At 58.8% G+C, this 17,055-nt stretch carries 15 protein-coding genes; 8 read left to right on the forward strand and 7 right to left on the reverse strand.

The window, feature by feature from the left end; all coding sequences use genetic code 11:
* Positions 1 to 226 precede the first annotated feature (226 nt).
* Positions 227 to 1,126 (reverse strand): DMT family transporter, encoded by a 900-nt coding sequence (locus QWI20_RS25385; protein ID WP_369307752.1) that lies wholly within the window; start codon positions 1,124 to 1,126, stop codon positions 227 to 229.
* 133 nt (positions 1,127 to 1,259) lie between these two features.
* Here QWI20_RS25385 and QWI20_RS25390 point away from each other — a divergent pair, with 133 nt between their 5' ends.
* A complete protein-coding gene (locus QWI20_RS25390) occupies positions 1,260 to 2,138 on the forward strand; it encodes a helix-turn-helix domain-containing protein (RefSeq protein ID WP_369307753.1) in 879 nt (292 codons plus the stop codon).
* Here QWI20_RS25390 and QWI20_RS25395 read toward each other — a convergent pair.
* From QWI20_RS25395 to QWI20_RS25405, 3 genes are all read right to left on the reverse strand, one after another.
* Positions 2,135 to 4,492: a TonB-dependent siderophore receptor gene (locus tag QWI20_RS25395; protein ID WP_369307788.1), complete on the reverse strand. Its 2,358-nt coding sequence runs from the start codon at positions 4,490 to 4,492 to the stop codon at positions 2,135 to 2,137. The genes QWI20_RS25390 and QWI20_RS25395 overlap by 4 nt on opposite strands.
* A gap of 73 nt (positions 4,493 to 4,565) precedes the next feature.
* Positions 4,566 to 5,549: a FecR domain-containing protein gene (locus tag QWI20_RS25400; RefSeq protein WP_369307754.1), complete on the reverse strand. Its 984-nt coding sequence runs from the start codon at positions 5,547 to 5,549 to the stop codon at positions 4,566 to 4,568.
* On the reverse strand, positions 5,546 to 6,151 hold the full coding sequence (locus tag QWI20_RS25405; protein WP_369307755.1) for an RNA polymerase sigma factor: 606 nt from the start codon (positions 6,149 to 6,151) through the stop codon (positions 5,546 to 5,548). The genes QWI20_RS25400 and QWI20_RS25405 overlap by 4 nt, the downstream gene beginning before the upstream one ends.
* Before the next feature lie 291 nt (positions 6,152 to 6,442).
* Between QWI20_RS25405 and QWI20_RS25410 the strand changes: the two genes are divergently transcribed.
* The 4 genes from QWI20_RS25410 to QWI20_RS25425 all read left to right on the forward strand — a co-directional run bounded on the left by QWI20_RS25410 (position 6,443) and on the right by QWI20_RS25425 (position 8,861).
* Positions 6,443 to 6,865 carry an HPF/RaiA family ribosome-associated protein gene (locus tag QWI20_RS25410; RefSeq protein WP_065991892.1) on the forward strand — a complete coding sequence of 141 codons (423 nt, stop codon included), beginning with the start codon at positions 6,443 to 6,445 and terminating at the stop codon, positions 6,863 to 6,865.
* Positions 6,866 to 7,403: 538 nt separating this feature from the next.
* Complete coding sequence (locus tag QWI20_RS25415) at positions 7,404 to 7,733, forward strand: DUF3509 domain-containing protein (protein WP_282371920.1); 330 nt, start codon at positions 7,404 to 7,406, stop codon at positions 7,731 to 7,733.
* Between the two features lie 232 nt (positions 7,734 to 7,965).
* Complete coding sequence (locus tag QWI20_RS25420) at positions 7,966 to 8,310, forward strand: YXWGXW repeat-containing protein (RefSeq protein WP_122535300.1); 345 nt, start codon at positions 7,966 to 7,968, stop codon at positions 8,308 to 8,310.
* A gap of 242 nt (positions 8,311 to 8,552) precedes the next feature.
* Positions 8,553 to 8,861: a hypothetical protein gene (locus QWI20_RS25425; protein WP_369307756.1), complete on the forward strand. Its 309-nt coding sequence runs from the start codon at positions 8,553 to 8,555 to the stop codon at positions 8,859 to 8,861.
* Positions 8,862 to 9,016: 155 nt separating this feature from the next.
* Here the strand turns inward: QWI20_RS25425 and QWI20_RS25430 are convergent, their stop codons facing one another.
* Positions 9,017 to 9,463 (reverse strand): phosphate-starvation-inducible protein PsiE, encoded by a 447-nt coding sequence (locus QWI20_RS25430; RefSeq protein ID WP_369307757.1) that lies wholly within the window; start codon positions 9,461 to 9,463, stop codon positions 9,017 to 9,019.
* A gap of 421 nt (positions 9,464 to 9,884) precedes the next feature.
* On the opposite strand from QWI20_RS25430, the gene QWI20_RS25435 reads away from it, so the two are divergent.
* Entirely contained in the window at positions 9,885 to 10,151 is a 267-nt protein-coding gene (locus QWI20_RS25435) for a YebG family protein (RefSeq protein WP_065991884.1), read from the forward strand.
* Positions 10,152 to 10,205: 54 nt separating this feature from the next.
* On the opposite strand, the gene QWI20_RS25440 is transcribed toward QWI20_RS25435, so the two are convergent.
* Complete coding sequence (locus QWI20_RS25440) at positions 10,206 to 11,228, reverse strand: Glu/Leu/Phe/Val dehydrogenase dimerization domain-containing protein (RefSeq protein WP_369307758.1); 1,023 nt, start codon at positions 11,226 to 11,228, stop codon at positions 10,206 to 10,208.
* A gap of 195 nt (positions 11,229 to 11,423) precedes the next feature.
* Between QWI20_RS25440 and QWI20_RS25445 the strand changes: the two genes are divergently transcribed.
* On the forward strand, positions 11,424 to 12,227 hold the full coding sequence (locus QWI20_RS25445; protein WP_369307759.1) for a SirB1 family protein: 804 nt from the start codon (positions 11,424 to 11,426) through the stop codon (positions 12,225 to 12,227).
* Here the strand turns inward: QWI20_RS25445 and QWI20_RS25450 are convergent.
* Positions 12,224 to 15,700, reverse strand: a complete 3,477-nt coding sequence (locus tag QWI20_RS25450; RefSeq protein WP_369307760.1) for a DUF6543 domain-containing protein — start codon at positions 15,698 to 15,700, stop codon at positions 12,224 to 12,226. The two genes, QWI20_RS25445 and QWI20_RS25450, sit on opposite strands and share 4 nt — an antisense overlap.
* Before the next feature lie 935 nt (positions 15,701 to 16,635).
* Here QWI20_RS25450 and QWI20_RS25455 point away from each other — a divergent pair.
* A complete protein-coding gene (locus QWI20_RS25455) occupies positions 16,636 to 17,034 on the forward strand; it encodes a hypothetical protein (protein ID WP_369307761.1) in 399 nt (132 codons plus the stop codon).
* The last annotated feature ends 21 nt before the right edge of the window (positions 17,035 to 17,055 follow it).

Consider the following 17,055-nt stretch of genomic DNA (forward strand, 5'->3'; position numbering starts at 1 on the left):
TCGGCCTCTGACGCGCAGGAATCAGGCGCTGGAGAGGAAAAGCATTGAAAAGCTGAAGGCTGCCCAAGGCAGCCTTCAGCTATGAACAACTTTCCCCGGACACTAGTGACGGTCCCCGTGGGAATGCCGCTCCCGGCGCTCCGCGCCATTAGGGCAGGTTGACGCGGAGCGTCACAGGCTGCATTCCCACGCAGAGCGCGGGAACGATCAAAGGTCTCAGCCTTCCTTACGCTAGCTTCGCACCCACCGGCACAACCACCCTCGGCTTCCTGAACACCAGCACGTTCCCGGCCATCACCAGCACCAGCCCCATCAGCGCCGGGGCGGTCCATTGGTAGCCTTCGGCAAACGCCGACACATTCAACGCCACCACCGGGAACAGCACCGTGCAATACGCCGCGCGCTCCGGCCCCATGCGGCCGACCAGGGTGAGATACGCGGTAAATCCAATCACCGAACCCGGGATTACCAGATACAGCAACGAGCCGATGTACCGCGCGTTCCACTCAAACGCGAACGGCGTGCCGCTCAGCAGGCAATACACGCACAGCATCGTTGCGCCATACAGCATGCCGTAGGCGTTGGTGGTCAGCGGACGCAGACCGGCCTTCTGTTGCAGGCTGGAAAGCATGTTCCCCGCCGAGAAACACAGCGTGCCGAGCAGGGTCAGCGCCAGGCCGATCAAGGTCTCGCGACTGGCGCTGTGCCCAGCCAACTCTGGCCAGAACAGGCACGCCAGACCGATCAGGCCCAACGTGCCGCCCATCACCACGTTGCGCGCGATTTTCTGCTTGAAGAAGATCCGCGCATTGAGCGCGTTCCACAGTGTCGCAGTGGAAAACACCACTGCCACCAGACCGGTCGGGATCCACTGGCTGGCGGTGTAGAAGCACATGAAGTTGACGCAGAACAGGCACAGCCCTTGCGCCAGACAAATGAGCTGCCCGCGCCGATTGACCTTCTGCAGTTTCCCGGCCGCCAGCAACAGGGCGAAGATGATCAGTGCCGCGAGGCCGAAGCGGTAGACAATCGACACCGGGATGGCGACTTCGCCCAGTTGCAGTTTCAAGGCAATCCAGGTCGTACCCCAGATCAAAACGGTCAGCAGATACAAGGTGATGTTCATGTCAGGCTCCCCAGTGAAGCCTCAGTCTGGCGGCGCGGGTCTGCGCTCACTTGCAGAAACTTGCGCATTTGATCGTCACCCCGCTGGCAGGCGGCAGCGCTCGGAGTAGGATGCGAGGCGTAGAGGAGTCTCCATGTCGTCACTCGAAACCATCCAGGTTTTTCAATCCCTGAACAGCTCGCCCCACGCGCAGCTGGAGAAATGCGCGCCCCTGGGCGACGGGGTGATGGCGGCGCTGTGGAACAACCGCCACGACGCGCAGAATTACCACGCGCCTACGCACCACACGCTGTCGTGCTACATCGACGGCGGCACCGGGACGTTTCGCCGCGATCAGCCGGACCAAAAAGGCGCTCCGGACAAGATCTGCACGCTGCCGGCCGGCCATCAGTCTTCCTGGGTGGTGAACGGGGAAATTCGTCTGGCGCATCTGTACATCAGCCCCGAACAGTTCGCCCTCAACTGCGTCACACTGCTGGATCGCGAGCCACGCCAGCTGGCGTTGCAGGAGCACACGTTTCTGGATGACCCGCTGCAGGCCGAGCGCTTTCATCGCCTGATCCGCATGGACTGGAGCGAGCCCGGCGAACGCATGCTCACCAGCAGTCTCGCCCATGAGCTGCTCGATCACATGGTCCTGCGCCAGGTGGGACTGCGCGAAGGGTTACGTTTGAAGGGCGGATTGGCGCCGCACCTGCGCCGTCAGTTGGTCGAGTTCATCGAGCAGAATCTGGCCGATCCCTTGAGCCTCGGCCAGTTGGCGGGCCTGTGCGCGCTGTCGGAATACCACTTCGCGCGAATGTTCCGCGAAAGCTTCGGCCTGCCGCCGCACCAATACCTCCTCGCCCGGCGCCTCAACCGCGCGCGCGATCTGCTGCGTTCGACGCGCAAGCCGTTTGGCGAGATTGCCCTGGAATGCGGCTTCGCCAGCGCCAGTCATTTCAGCAACCGGTTCAAACAGTCAGTCGGTGCAACAGCAAGTGAGTACAGGGCGGCGTTTCAGTCCCGCTAAAACTCCAGCGTCGTCGCCATCACCACCTGCCGCGAATCCCCCAGCGACACGAAATAACGGCTCACCGCCGAGCTGTAATACGTGCGATCAAACAGGTTTTTCACGTTCAGCTGAAATTTCACTTTTTGCCCGTCCAGTCGGGTTTCGTAGGTCGCGAACGCATCGGCGACGGTGTAGCCCGGCAGATCAAAATCGTTGTCGGGATTGCCCGGGCGTTCGCCGACGTAATGGCCGCCCAAGCCCGCTCGCAAACGGTCCGCCCCCATCACCGCGCCAAAGTCGTACACCGCCGAGACCGACCCGCTGTGCCGGGGCACGTTCTGCAAGCGGTTGCCCTTCAGCGTCGGGTCTTCAACCACCCAGGCATCAGTGAAAGCGTAGCCGCCAATCAGGCTCCAGCGTTCTGACAGCTGCCCGCTCACGTCCAGCTCCAGACCCCGCGAGCGCACCTGACCCGCCGTGGTGTACACCGTGTTCGCCGTTAGCGAATCAAAATTCGCCACCAGCACGTTGCGCTTTCGGATGTCGAACAGCGCCAGCGTCGCACTGATGCCATCGGATGAATCCCACTTGGCACCCAGCTCCCACGCTTTCGATTCTTCGGGCAGCGTCGCTGAATCCAGCACGGTCCCGCCCGCCAGCGTGGCGATGCTGGAGTTGGGCTTGAACGCCTCGGTGTAACTGCCATACACCGACAGCTCGTCGCTGTAGCGGTAAACGAGGCCCGCTCGCGGAATCCACTTTTGCCCGTTCAAATCGGTATTGCGCGTGAACGGCGAGCCTTTTCCTGCCTGCTGATCGAACACTTGGTAGCGGGCACCCGCGACGAAAATCCAGCGATCGGTGAGGTGCACGGAGTCCTGAGCAAACACCGAGTCAGTGCGCAGAATGTCGAGCTGATGGCTGTCCGCCCCACTGATCTGAGTGCCCTCCGCTTCCTGGCCATACACCGGATTCACGTAGCTGAACGTGCTTTGGCTTTTCTGGCGAATTAACTCACCGCGCGCAATCTTGCGGTATTCGTCATCGACGCCGATCAGCAGCTCGTGCCGCATGCCGGCCAGCGAGGTGTCGCCGCTCAAGGTGAGGGTAGTGAAGCGATCGGTGCTCAGGGCGTTGCCGGTGCCGTCGATGGAGCGGGTCAGCGTCCCGGTTGCCGGATCGACGGCGGCCACGCGCACCTGGCTGGCGTCGTAGGTCTCGCGGTTGTAGCTGTAGCCGAGGTGGCCTTTCCAGTTGTCGTTGAAGGTGTGGTCGACCTCGAATCGATACAGGTCCGAGCGCCCTTCCATGTTATTGAACGGCTCGTCCAGACGCCGGGTCGCTGGGATGTTCAATGGACGGTTGGTGCGCGGATCGATGGCCGTGCCGCGATCAAACGGCGAGAGAAATTCCCGATGCTCGTAGGACGCCAGCACTTCGGTGTCGTCGCCATACCAGGCAAGCGACGGCGCCACCAGCGACTCACGGTGCACGCCGTAATTGCGCCAGTAATCTTCGTCTTCGTGGTCAACGATCAGGCGATACGCCAGTCCGGTCGCCGCGCCTCCAGCGCCATCCATCGCGCCGGTGCTGTCGAACGTTCCGCCGCTGCCGTTTTTGCCTGCGCCGTAGCTCGAACCCCGAGCCGTGAGGGCGTCGGCCGACTGCAACTGCGGGCGCTTGCTGACCACATTGATGACCCCGCCCGGGTCTTGAATGCCAAACAACAGCGATGCCGGCCCCTTGAGGACTTCGACGTGTTCAACAGTGGCATTGAGGTTGCGGCCCTGCACCACCGGCATGCCGTCGCGCATGATTGAACCGTCGCGATTGTCGCCAAAACCGCGCTTCATCAGCGTGTCCTGGGTGCTGCCGAGGGTGTTGCCCTGGGTGATGCCACTCACGTTGGCCAGCGCATCGTCGAGGTTGCGCGGCGCCTGATCGCTCAACACTTGCGCCGGAACAACGCTGACCGCCTGCGGGTTTTCAAGCGGCGGCGTCGCGCTGCGCATCACCGATGTCACAGCAGGCGGCTGATAGCTGTAGGCACCGCTGCGAGTGGAATCGATCTGCGTCGCGCCAACGGTGACCGCGCCCTCAGCGGGGCGGGATTGCAGCGTGAAGGTGTCGTCGGTGGCACGGCGGAACATGAGGCCGGACGTGCTCAACAGCACGCCTAACGCCTGTTCCGCACTGAACGAGCCAATCACCGCCGGGGCATCGACCGCGTAGGGCGCATCCTGGGTGTAAATCACGCCCTGCCCTGTCACCCGACTGAAATCCCTGAGCGCCTGGGACAGCGGTTTGGCCGGGATCGAAAAGTCGTAGGCCGGCACGGCTGCCTGAGCGCACGCGCTCCATAGCGCCACCACCGAAACGCCAAACCCACTTCTCACATCGATCAACCCCGTTTAAATGCGATACGCCTCAACAGCTCGCTTGCGATCAACGGATCACAATGACCCGCCCGAGCACTTCGTACTGCTCAAAGCCAACGACGGATTTCAACGCCGCCAGCACGGCCTTCGGATCGCGGCTCGGAAAGCTGCCGCTGACGGTCTTCGCGGCCAGTTGATCGTTGAGCAACATAATTCGCCCCGGGTAATAGCGGTTCAGGTCGCTGATGACATCGGCGAGCGGCGTGCGGGCGTAATTGAGCCAGCCCTGACGCCAGGCCAACTGGCTTTCGCTGTCGACAGGCTGCGGATCACTGGTGCGTTCGCGGTCATAAGTGACCCGCTGACCGGCCGTCAAAATCTGCTGCGGCGCATCGGAGGCCGCCTTTACGCCAACGCGCCCCGAAAGCACGGTGACTTGCGCCCCGACGGGCTGCAACCGTACTTCGAACTGGGTGCCCAGCACCCGGATTTCCCCGCGTCCGCCATCGACCACAAACGGCTCGCCGGTGTGGGTGACTTGAAAGAATGCGGCGCCACGGCGCAGCTCGACGTGCCGCTCACGCGCATCGAAATGCACGGCGATCGCGCTGTCAGCGTCCATCGTCACCTGCGAGCCGTCGGCCAGCGCCACGGTCCGGACCTGCCCCGGTGCCGACACATAATCGGCGCTCAGATCCTCCGCCCAGCGCTGCGGATTCCAGCCCATCCCAACGCTCACCATCAGCACCAGACACGCCGCCATCGCCAGCGCCGCCCCCCAGCGCGGGAGCCTTTGCGGCATGGGCGTATCCATTTTCCGCAACAAGGCGTCGAGCGCGGCGGCGTCCTCTTCGGCCAGGGTGGCGGCAGGCTCTTCACTGAGTTCCCACAGCACCTGAGCCTGAGCGTAAGCCTCGGCATGGGCAGGATCGGCGTGCAGCCAGCGGCTGAAACGCGCCTGATCGGCGACCGTCGGTTGGTTGTGCAACACACTGAGCCAGCTCAGCGCCATGGTGTGGGGATCGGCATTTTGATCAGGAACGGCATTCATCGACGTATGCCCCCGGATTTCCCACCAAGGGGCACAACCCGCGCGGCGTCCTCATTCACGCTCGCCTTGCAGGCCTGCAGGGCGCGCATCATGTGTTTCTCCACGGCACTTTGCGAAAGGCCCATGGCCTTGGCGATTTCGGCGTACTTGCGCCCATGGATACGGTTGAGCAGGAAGATCTGACGGGTTTTCTCCGGCAATCCGCGCAACGCCGCTTCGATGTGACGCAAATCATTGCTCGCCTCCAGCGCCGCCTGGGGTTCGTCAGTCTCGGGCCGATGCGCGTCAGGCAGCAACTCGTCGCTGAGCCGGGCGCGGGTGCTTTCATTGCGCAGATGATCAATGGCGATATTGCCAGCGCAGCGCAGCAGATAAGTGTTGAGCTCCTCGACCTGCACCAGCGGACGCCGCCAGAACCTGAGAAACAGGTCCTGCACCAGGTCCGCCGCCGTCGCCCGACAACCCACCCTTCGGCTGACCAGCGCCTCCATTTGCGGGCGCTGGGACAGAAACACCTCCAGAAACCGCGCGCGTGCAGCTTTCGGGGCCTCGTGGTCGAGGTCCTGACACGCTGAGTTCAAGGACGGAGGCGGATCAATCATGGTTCAGGCACTAGGTGGGGAGATGCGAGGCGCGATATTAATGATAAATATTCTCATGCGCAAAAGATGTCCGACGAATCTCGCAACAAATCTGCAGCGCCTGAAACCAGACCCTGAAAAGGCGCAGCCCAGTAAAAATGGACTTGCCGGTCGAGTTCCCGCGTCCGCGAAATATATTCTCGGTTCCAAGGGGTTGAATTGTTCGTGGATCGGCGCCAACACTGTGAATGAGGGCAGACGAAAAACAGCTCGTCCAGACTCTCCCGAGCAAGCCAAAGTAAGGGAAGAACTATGCAAATCCAGGTCAACAGCGATAACCACATCGAAAACAGCGTCCGTCTGGAGGAGTGGGTACGAACCACGGTTGAAACTACGCTCGAACGATACGAAGAGGATCTCACCCGCGTTGAGGTCCACATCAACGACGAAAACGGCGACAAGCCCGGCCCGCATGACATCCGTTGCCAGATGGAAGCCCGGCCAAAAGGACACCAACCTATTTCCGTGACCCACAAGGCCGATTCGATCGATCAGGCAGTGGATGGCGCAGCGGTCAAACTGGACCACGCCCTGGAACATCTTTTCGGAAAACTGCGCGGCAACAAACGCGGCGCGGCTCCGGTGATTGAAAGCGATCTGGATGACGAACCCGTCAGCGCTGATGCGTTGCTCGAAGAAGAATTTCTCGAGAAGGATGAAGCATTGCACGGCTGATGCAGCAGCCTTGAAACACTAAACTGCTGATGGAGGGGCGGGTCTGGAAACGGGCCCGCCCCTTTTTTTGCGTGTTTTTTGATTGCCGAGCATCCGCATGCAGCGCTGGGATAGACCTGCGACAAGCTTGCTCTCAAACCTACGCACACAAAGAACGCATGAGGCGCGCAAATGGTGCCGAGCGGGAATTGACCAAGCAGTTAGCCATTACAAGATGGAGGCCGAAACTATGACCTGCCTCTCGATTCAGCGGCCCGCGATGCACCTTTTGGGCGCATTTAAACCTTTCGTCCCTTGTGGCCCAAACCCTGCAAGCTTTGTATCGTCGAGCTTACACCTCACCTGCACGCCCCATGCTTATTGGCCTCGCGCGCAGTGACTCGCCCAATGAGACGACGTTTCAACGGACCACTGATGGATATCACCGCGACTTCAGCGAGAGCGGCCAGGGCAGGAATCATTAACCGTTGATCGGCTTCGAGAACTAAAGGGATTCACCCTCAGTCAACTTATGCAGATCGTTAACAGGTAACAGGCCATGGATAACCCTTTTCAACTGATCACCGACGCCTTCCACCCCGACTACCGGGTCAACCTGAGTATTCAGGGTCTAGACGGGACCATCATGCTGACGCTGTCGAATGAGTCAGGTGTGGTTGCCAAACGCCTGCTCAGCGCGGAGCAACGCAACTCGCCCAAGCGTCTGCGTCGCTTGATCGAAAGCATCCAGTTCGGCATCGCCATCGAACAGGGCCACAGCGCCATCAAGATCCTGGCAGCCATGACCGACGGCGACCTCAAGCAACTCTCGCCGCCGCCCACCCGAACCAGCTTCCTTGGCCGTCCGCAGCTGACTGCTGGCATCTGATTGTTCGATGCGCATGGAGTGAGGTGATCTCTGTCACCTCTCCAGCGCAGCCCCTTCGGGGCATCAGTGTTGATGCGCCCTGCCATCCGCCAATGATCGCCGATTCCCCTCTAAGTCCCGCCGATTCAGCCCCCAGACAGAAAGCACCTGTTACAACAAACCTGTAGCAAGCCGGCTGCCCCGTTACAAAAAACGGCGAGCAGCAGAGTCTGGACAAGTCTGAGGTGACGATATGTCTCTACGATACATAGCGCTGATTGGCGCGCTGGCCCTCGCGACCGGGTGCGTGGAAGAAAGAGTGGTACACGAGCGCCGAGTGGTCGACCGACCCGCGCCCCGCGCCGAATACGTCGAAGTCGTCGCCCCGCAAGCGCCGCCCGTGCGCGTCATCGAAGAAGAACCGGCCCCGCGTCCGGGCTACATCTGGTCCCGCGGCTACTGGCGCTGGAACGGCAACCGCTACGTCGCCGAGCACGGCCACTGGGAAGCGGTACGGCCTGGTTATCGCTATCAACATCCTTACTGGGAAAGCCGAGGCGATGGCTGGCATTACCATGTTGGGGTGTGGGTGAACTGACCGTTGTTTGCACATGAAAATGCCCCGCTGAGACGGGGCATTTTTTATGGATTTGCTGGTGGATAGGTCATCGAAAGCAGTTCATTGGTTGCAAGCAATGGTCTCCAAGGCGCGCTGAGGCTTTCCTAAGCAGAGTCGCACCAACCTCAGCATTTGGGCAATATCACGAGAATTGCGACAAGCCAGATGACGGCGGTCAGCTAAAGTCTGCAGCAAAGCGAAATCGGCAATCAGGACTGATTATGGATATTCAAGCGTTAAGACAAGCCGCCATAGAACTGCGGAAACAACTGGAACTGTATAAAGAAAAAGAGCCAGCGGCACTGGCCTTGTACGGACAAATGGAGCATTTGATATCCGCCGCTGAGCGTGGTGAGATCACTACCCAGGTTGAGGCACGGGATATACCAGGCGGTCGCTTAATGGATGAATCAAATCTCCGAAAATATCGCGATCTCTCTGGGGCCTACAGCAATTTTTATGTCGAACTCATCGAAGGTCGTGACATGCTCAAAATGATAGAAGAAATCATGAAAAAGGTCAGAAAATAAAAGAGTCTTGCTCTATTAACCTTGGACCGATATTAACTCTCCGGAGACGTACCGCTACTTCTCGGCGCTGGGTACTAACCGCCTGCACGCCAAACGCCAAAAATTAGTCGGACAAGCGTGGAATGAGCCCTAAACGATAAGGACTCGCCTCATCACTAATCCACCTTCTCCTGCACCGAAGGATACCTCGACGAGGAATACCTCACGACCAGAATCGAGAATGCCAGCAACAGCACGCCGCCGCAGACGTAAATAATCCCCAGATCCGGCGCCTTGTGGTGCGACACGTCACTGATCAGCAAGCGAATCAAAGCGGTCACGCCGATATAGAGCAAGAAGCGCAGGGGCATGTGGTTGGTCTTGAAATAAATCCCGACCATCGCGCCCAACTCGAGGTAGATGAACAACAGCAAAATATCATCTACGGCGATGTACTCCTGCCCGAGCATGCCGATGAAAGCCTTGATCGCGGCATAGGCGGTCACCGCGCCGATGCCGAACAGCGCCAGATAATGAAACGCTTCAACGGCCAAGTTGCCCAAGCTATTGGCGCCGCCATGAAGCTTCGCCCGCATTCGATCTGCCCATTTCACACCCGCCATCCCTCACCTCCCCTGCCCCAACCAAAATTGTTCATAACGAGCGCTGCGCTTCAGCGCAGCGGTGGATCTGTCGACGCAGGGATTCGGCCCCGCTGCTTTTCACGATGCACTTCCTTGAGTAACCCAGATCGGATAATGCTCCGTGCGCACGACGGTTTGCTCGTGCGCAGCCTGGTTGTAGGCAAGCATTAATAGGGCCATCGGCTAAGGTTGAGAACGTGACCAGATGTCGCAAGGCAGCGCCTGACAAAAAAGTGGGCGCACACCCCCTACCCAAGCAGCGGTGATTCACCTATGCTGCGCACTGTATAAATACACAGTAAAAAGACGGGGTACGCTGTCTTTGCATCATCTGTCGGCCATACGCGTTGAGCGACCGGGCTGATCCCTTACAACTCTGGAAATGACGACGAGGCCAACAATGGCTGTTGAAACCCTTTACCGCAGTACCCGTGATTTGGAGACTACGTTCGTGGACCGGAAACTCGCCGATGCGCATGATCAGATGCTGGAACTGGCAGAGCTGCTCACCGATGTGTTGATGAAGAACGTCGCCGGCCTCTCCGAAAAACACGCAGAAGACGCCAGTATTTTCATGGCGAAAAACCGCGCTGTCTTCGCCGCTGCGTTCAAAAGCAATGCGCTGGCCCTCAACGAGCTGGCACCCGCGGCGGAGCAGGCAGAGTAATCAGGCCGCGACCTCGGCCCACCAAGTTGAATGCAGGCTTGCCACCAAAGCGATTCACTCCATGTCCAGCAGCCGTTCTGCCAGCTCATCTGCAACCCGCGCGGGTGAGCGCTTTTCAGCTTGCGCATGGGCGAACACCTCGGTCAGCCGAGTGCCGATCTGAGACAGATGCGCGGTGATGGTGCTGGGGCTTTGCCCCTGATGATGCAGCGCGACATAGATCAGGCCGCCGGAATTGATCACGTAATCCGGGGCATACAGAATGCCGCGCGCTTCCAGTTGGTCGGCAATGGCGGCGCAGCTCAATTGGTTATTGGCGCCGCCCGCCACTGCAGCGCAACGCAACTTGGTCACACTGTGGCTGTTGAGCACCCCGCCCAGTCCGCACGGCGCAAGGATGTCGCAAGGCGTACTGAGAAGTGCCTCGCTGGCGATCGGCTTGGCGCCCAATTGCTCCATGGCGAGTTGCACCTTGCCGCTGTCCAGATCAGCCACCAACAACTCGGCACCTGCGGCATGCAGCTGTTCGGCGAGCGCATAACCCACATGCCCCAACCCCTGAATTGCCACGCGCAAACCTTCGAGATTGTCGCTGCCCAGTCTTGCCATGGCCGTTGTGCGGATCCCCGCGTACAAACCCAGCGCGGTGTGCGCAGACGGATCGCCCACCGCCGTAGTGCTGGTGACATGCGGGGTGAATTGCGCGATGCAGTCCATGTCCTCCCTGGAAGTGCCGCTGTCCATGGCCGTGACATAACGTCCGTCGAGGGTCTGCACGAATCGCCCGAACGCCTCGAACAAGGCAGCCCGGTCAGGCACGTGGGCCGGACGCATGATCACGGCTGTTCCACCGCCCAGTGACAACCCGGCCAGCACGGCTTTGTAGCTCATGTTCCTTGCCAGCTGAATGGCGTCCTCGATGGCGCTCTCTTCGTTTGGATAGGACAGGTAGCGACAGCCCCCCATCGCCGGACCTTTCTGGCTGCTGTGGATCGCGATCACCGCCTTCAGGCCGGTACGCGGCTCGACCATCATGTGCAGTGATTGCACGCGTGAGCTTTGCATGAGAGCGAACATGGGCACTGCTCCCCTTTTTCGTACTGCCGAGTATAGGCGCTGATTGAAAAAAAGAAGGCCCGGCCGGGCGGATCCGGACGACGGACTGCCGTTGGCCGCGCGCGATGAATCAACGCTGGACGAAGGCAGCGGCCAGGGATAAAACAGAGCCATCTGTTAATTCTTCTCAGCCGTCTTATCCTGCCGGAGAAGTCAATGAATCCGCGCCAGCAATGTATTGCCTGTCTAGAACGGAACCCGCCGTCCACGTTCGAAGCTGCGATATGGATCGCTGCGGAGCACGACGGGCAGGTTGATTTCCAGGTTATCCGCGACCAACTCACCGCTCTGGAACGCAGTGTCAGCGCAGCCCTACCTCTATTGCCGGCCGCAGAGCTCGCCCAGCCCTTGCTGCGGCAACTGGCGACGTTGGGGTTTCAGCAGGACGATGCCGCTCAGCCCAAACCCCAGGCTGCTTTGATTCACAAGGTCCTTGAACGTCGTCGCGGCCAGCCGCTGGGGCTGGCGCTGGTTGCGCTGGAAATGGCCAAGCGGCTGGAGATTCCCCTCGAGGGCGTCAACTTCCCCGGGCATTTTCTGCTGCGCGTGCCCGGAGCCGACCATACGCTGGACCCTTACGGCGGACGCAGACTTTACCCGAAGGACTGCCGTGAGCTGCTGCTGCGCCAGTTCGGCGCGGACATGCACCTCAAGGCCGAGCACATGAAAACCGCAACGCCAGCGGCAATGCTGCAGCGGCTGTCGCGAAACCTCCGGTATCTGCATCAGCTAAACGACGACTTGCTCGCCGCACTCAAGGACGCGACTCGCGTGATGGAGCTGGGCCAGGCCAACACCAGCGATTACCTCGCTCGTGCCACCCTGTACCAGCATCTGGAGTGCCCGCAGGCCGAACGTTTCGACCTGGAGCATGCGTTGATGTTGAGTGAAGACCCGGTTCAACGGGTGCGGCTCACTCAACGTTTGCAGTCTCTACCCAGCGGGCGCGCAGTCCATTAAACGGTCTGGGTTGCCAGTTTTTTTACCGCCCACTGACCAACTTTCGCACCCAGTCCCTGATCATGGGTAACAAGATCCTTGACGCCGCCGCCTACACTTATTAATTCAAAGACAGCGGATCCAAAAAACCATGAGGCTGTCGCGCGATCTCCGTCGTGATAGGCGAGCAAGCCTCGTTGCACATCAATGGCAATATGAAGCGCCGTCCATGCAAGCGCTGCGCCGGGAAACGGCGCCAGCAGCGCGGAGCCCAGTGTTCTTACAACCGAATATACCTTTTCGGCCCAGCGTTCCGTCTTGCTTGTAATCTGGGCATCGACATCCGCAATCATGCGGCTGACTTGTTCGTCGTAAAGATCATGGATGTCCGTGACTCGATCGGTATTCTGGTGTTCGCTATTTTCGATGCGGACCCATTGCTCCGGGACGTTGCGGTCCATGGCATCGAAACGAGACCCTGCACTGGGCTGCCCTTTATACGAAACTCGAAGGTAGTAATAGCGACGCATATCTGGTGAGCGCATGAGTTCCAGGTAGTCGGTCAACCTCCGGAAACTGACGCCATCGGGAGCATCAGGCGTATATAACAGATTGAAGTCGTCATCCGAGGAGCTGAAATCCCGGAGCATATAAACGCCTTGAACGATGTGGCCAGCGAAGCGAAACAGTGATGCGCTGCTGCGCTTGATACGTTGTCGAAGCCCCTCGTTTTTGCCGAGCGCCTGTTTATCCAGCGAAACAATCAAGTGAACTAACCATTGATATTGGGCAGTGGATAAATTGCCCTTCAAAAATTCCCGCATTGCTGCTGAGCGCATATCAAACTGCAACCGCCTGCCGAACAATGCTCTGCGGTACGGGTAGTGCTCGTGGGAGGTGTCCAGGAATTCTTTCCGGATCCACTGAATGTAACGCTCACCCAACGCCGCATCCCGCAGCGACTTGTCTACTTTTTGAACGAAGTACAACGGCAGTGCCCTGAGGTCCTGCCCCACCGAGGAGTACATCGGTGCAGCAGGAGTGAATGCGTACTCATCGGAAAAACCTTCCATGAACAGACTGGTCAAGGACCTCAGGCGCGTGTACGCACTGAAGTCCGGACTCGCGACGTAAGCAGCACTCTCCAGATCCACGAAGATCGTATCGGTATCGACGCGCTCGTCGATGCCTTGGCTAATCAAGTAATCATTGAGCAGCTTGCTGCCTTCGCGCCTGGCGAACTGCTCGAAAGACTCCATCGCCTGGGTGGTGTGTACGAAAGCCTTGTTGAGTTCGCTGACCCGATGCTCAAGCAACGCAAGGGCACCACGGTTCGCATACGCTGTTTCCATGGTGAACCCCAACAGGTCGGCATCATCCTGCGTCAGCGCCCTCTCGACCTTATGACGAATTGCATCTGAAAGGCGCTCTTCGAAGTTGTTCCCGTCCAGCTCGTCGAACACGACACTGGACTCACTCCACAACGTACCTTTGCGACGTACTTTGGCCAAAAAGTCGGAGTGGTCCGCCTCGGCGGTCAAGGCGGTCTGGTCCAGCACATAGTTGCCGCCTGCGTCGCTCGCCAGCCAGCTACCGACTTCAAAGGACAACTGGCGCCATGAGTTGAACCCGAACATATCCTGGCCGCCCGGTGCACCAGGTGCGTAAAGAACGTAATGGTCCTCGCCTGCCGCGTCCTGTTTACGGAACACCAGCAGGTCTTTGAAGCGCACGCCATTGACGGACAGTTTCAGGCTGCCCAGCGTCATCACCGCACCGTCTTGAATAATGTCAGCTCGCACCAGATGGATGAGGTCCTGACTTCGGTCGTCCACCAGATGGCCTTGAAGCGAAGCCGCACAGGCGCTCAGTGCCAATGCGGCATCTCGCCTGTGGGTCAGAGCTCGCAGGGTCTCCTCTTGGGAAAGCCGCGCCCTGAGCTGCTGGCGGTAACGACGCTGCACATCCAGCTCATCAAGCATTGTCTTTACAAACTCGAACGTAAACGCAGGATTTGAGTACGCAGCAGGGATGGTCACCTGACCCCTACCTGAAACCGCCGGCAGGCCGAGCATCGCGAACTCGAGCAACGACTTGCGGTGGTTCACCGAAAAAGTGCCGCCCCGGACGTCGAACTCATCCGGTACGTTGATCGTTATTTGCTGCGCATCGACCGAATAGCCCAGGTGCCTGCGCACATAGCGATCAATCTCATTACGAGCAAATACTTCCAGCGATTCCAGTCCCTCAAGCATCGCATCGACGGCTTCCTTGCGCTCGCTGTACTGGCTTTTGAGCTTCGCATAGTGCTCGCGCTTTTCGGGGGCTGCGTATTTCAGCCATTGCGGCTGAGTAAGGTCTTGGGCACGCACGGAAAGACTCTTGAATCGATACCCCATCGCTTCGTCGACATGAGCACACACCTGTACTTCACTGACCTTGTTCAAAAAGGCGTGATAGCCGTCACTGTGCGCTCTGGCCTGTTGCACCAGAAACTCGAAGTCTTTTGCCTGCTTGTTGCGAAGTCCCTGTACATGACAGTGCAGCATTGGCTCGACGCAGGACTCGTATTCAAGATCGTCAACGCCGACAACGTTATTTTCAGGCAATCCTGCAAGATCCGACAAATACAGGTTTTTCAGCAACGGCCCCCCACCCGCTGGCACGGACAGTCGCCGAGCCAGCTGGTCGTTGAGCTCGGAAAAGGATTCATACCGTTCAACCCCGCCTGCGGCCATGACGAGATAACACGGACCCGAGGCATGACGCGCATCGGCCGCATTTTCATCCTGAGCAACCGCGAAGACCGAGAGCAGCGGTGCTGTCGTTCCACCCGGAAGACGCAGGGATATTTTGAAAAGCCCGCCAGTGGGGGTGTGGCTCAATACATCCAGGAGGCGTTTTTTCTCATCGCTGTTCAGTCGCTCCTCAATGAACTGTAACTCAACATCGTGCTTGAGTGCCGAATGATGATGACCACTGACGATTTCATGGCGCGCTGCCCTTTTCCCGCCTGTGGGGAACTGCTCATGGCTGTCCCATGCCCAGGCGAGCGCCGCGTGGTAAGCCCCGGGAAACGTTGCCAGGACCTGGCCAAAAATACTTTTGATTGTGGCGAAATCCTTTTCGGCCACCAGGTGCTGCGCCTCGATGCTGTCGTGGCGGTAATACAGGGCCTGAAGATCTTGATCGAAAGCGCTTTTCCCCAACGTCATCGCCTGGATCAGGGCATCAGTAAGCGAACACGATCTTTGCACCGTCCCCGACTCGGACGCGGTGTTCAGAAAAATAATGTTCGGGTTCCATAGGGATACATGCCCGCGCAGGAAGCTTGAGAGGCGATCAAAAGCGACGTCCCGAAGCGAAGGGAGGTTGTCCAGTACCGAGGCGCATTGAGTGCATGCCGTCGTAAAGGCGAGAAGGTGATGAGTGGTGGCGTGCTGCTGACCAGCACCTTGGACATTGGAGTGAATTGCAGCAGATAGATCATTCACGGATACAGCTCCGATAAAGAACAGTCACGCCCACCGGCATCCGGCCAATGGGTAAAACGTGAGGTGTTCGAGAGCTGTATTTCAGACGATTGCTCAGCCCTATGAGTGGTACATATTGCTTGGCTCGCAATGTTGGGCCGACGTGGTTTGCAGGAAATAACCCGGGTAATGACCCCGGGCGAGGCTTACACCAGCGATTACGTCGACGGTATCGCGTCAAGCGTCGCGAACTCCTCCACCCGCCAGAGGGACTGAAGAGATAGACGGCGGCATAGGGGCTATCGGAAACCAGCGGCATGACATCGACGTCTTTGGCAGTCGCTTTCGCAGGGGATTCGGGTGAGAGTCTGCTCTTCCACAGCCCAGTACTCATCGAGAATTACCTAGTGGGCAGTCCGAATGAGCCGCCATCTGAACCGCTGAATCGCAGAATCGCAGACCGATGGGATAACTATTGATAGCGATGGGCGAGACCAGCCGACCCATGAAGCAGGAAAAAAGAGCGTTTGCTGCGGCCCCGTTGCGAGGTCCTACTGTTGCTGTGGCTGTAAAACTGCTTGTCACAAAGCACGCTGTTTCGGTTTCAACAAACCCCTTAATCTTCGCGCCCTCTGAGCAGCCCACTTGCCTTTGAATGGCTTGGAGATGCGCTCGACCGTCGTCACCGACGTTGTGTTTTGAAGCTCCTGGATTCAACGTCTTATTTGGCCGCTGCGATTGCAGCGGCCTTTTTTTTGCTTTGGGGTCAGTGACGATCTTCGGAAGCCTTTTATGCTTGCGATGGTCCATCCCTCCGCTCAAAAACAAAGCTCAGAAAGATCCCACAGCGTTTCTAGCGACATTCCTACGCGACCTTCTGTTTAAACATTAGTCATCGGCGAGGTGGAGACACCGCGCGACGATACCCAACAATAAATGGCTAATGGAGCTCTAACATGTTCAAGAAAAAAATGACCTCACTGATCCTGGCGGCAAGCCTGGCGTCGCTCGCGGGTGTAGCAACAGCCGAACCAGCTGCAATCAACTTGAATTTCTGCACCAAGATTTCAGGCGCTATTCCGGCCGGCACCGTAAACGCAGGTGAGCAACAGGTGATCTATGGCCCGTACACGGTGACCTGTGGCACGACTTCCCACCACTTCAGCGTGACAGGCGCTTCTGGACAGGTTCTTGTGATTGTCCAAAAGCTTCAAGGGGGAAGTTGGTCTCCGGTAACGGGTAAAACCTACGACCCATCAGGCTTGTTCGGCGCTGGCACATTCCGACTGGTACTCGATAACGTACAAAGTCCTGCGCCAACCCGTTACTCAGGGAGTTACGTCGTCCCCATGTAACAGCTAAAGGCCGAGGGCACA

The organism is Pseudomonas sp. W2-17, assembly GCF_041060445.1.
Classification (GTDB): Bacteria; Pseudomonadota; Gammaproteobacteria; order Pseudomonadales; family Pseudomonadaceae; genus Aquipseudomonas.

Excerpts from the sequence above, each read along its gene's own strand:
- QWI20_RS25385 (WP_369307752.1), bottom strand. The coding sequence starts at position 1,126 with ATGAACATCACCTTGTATCTGCTGACCGTTTTGATCTGGGGTACGACC.
- QWI20_RS25390 (WP_369307753.1), top strand. The coding sequence starts at position 1,260 with ATGTCGTCACTCGAAACCATCCAGGTTTTTCAATCCCTGAACAGCTCG.
- QWI20_RS25400 (WP_369307754.1), bottom strand. The coding sequence starts at position 5,549 with ATGAATGCCGTTCCTGATCAAAATGCCGATCCCCACACCATGGCGCTG.
- QWI20_RS25405 (WP_369307755.1), bottom strand. The coding sequence starts at position 6,151 with ATGATTGATCCGCCTCCGTCCTTGAACTCAGCGTGTCAGGACCTCGAC.
- QWI20_RS25410 (WP_065991892.1), top strand. The coding sequence starts at position 6,443 with ATGCAAATCCAGGTCAACAGCGATAACCACATCGAAAACAGCGTCCGT.
- QWI20_RS25415 (WP_282371920.1), top strand. The coding sequence starts at position 7,404 with ATGGATAACCCTTTTCAACTGATCACCGACGCCTTCCACCCCGACTAC.
- QWI20_RS25420 (WP_122535300.1), top strand. The coding sequence starts at position 7,966 with ATGTCTCTACGATACATAGCGCTGATTGGCGCGCTGGCCCTCGCGACC.
- QWI20_RS25425 (WP_369307756.1), top strand. The coding sequence starts at position 8,553 with ATGGATATTCAAGCGTTAAGACAAGCCGCCATAGAACTGCGGAAACAA.
- QWI20_RS25430 (WP_369307757.1), bottom strand. The coding sequence starts at position 9,463 with ATGGCGGGTGTGAAATGGGCAGATCGAATGCGGGCGAAGCTTCATGGC.
- QWI20_RS25435 (WP_065991884.1), top strand. The coding sequence starts at position 9,885 with ATGGCTGTTGAAACCCTTTACCGCAGTACCCGTGATTTGGAGACTACG.
- QWI20_RS25440 (WP_369307758.1), bottom strand. The coding sequence starts at position 11,228 with ATGTTCGCTCTCATGCAAAGCTCACGCGTGCAATCACTGCACATGATG.
- QWI20_RS25445 (WP_369307759.1), top strand. The coding sequence starts at position 11,424 with ATGAATCCGCGCCAGCAATGTATTGCCTGTCTAGAACGGAACCCGCCG.
- QWI20_RS25455 (WP_369307761.1), top strand. The coding sequence starts at position 16,636 with ATGTTCAAGAAAAAAATGACCTCACTGATCCTGGCGGCAAGCCTGGCG.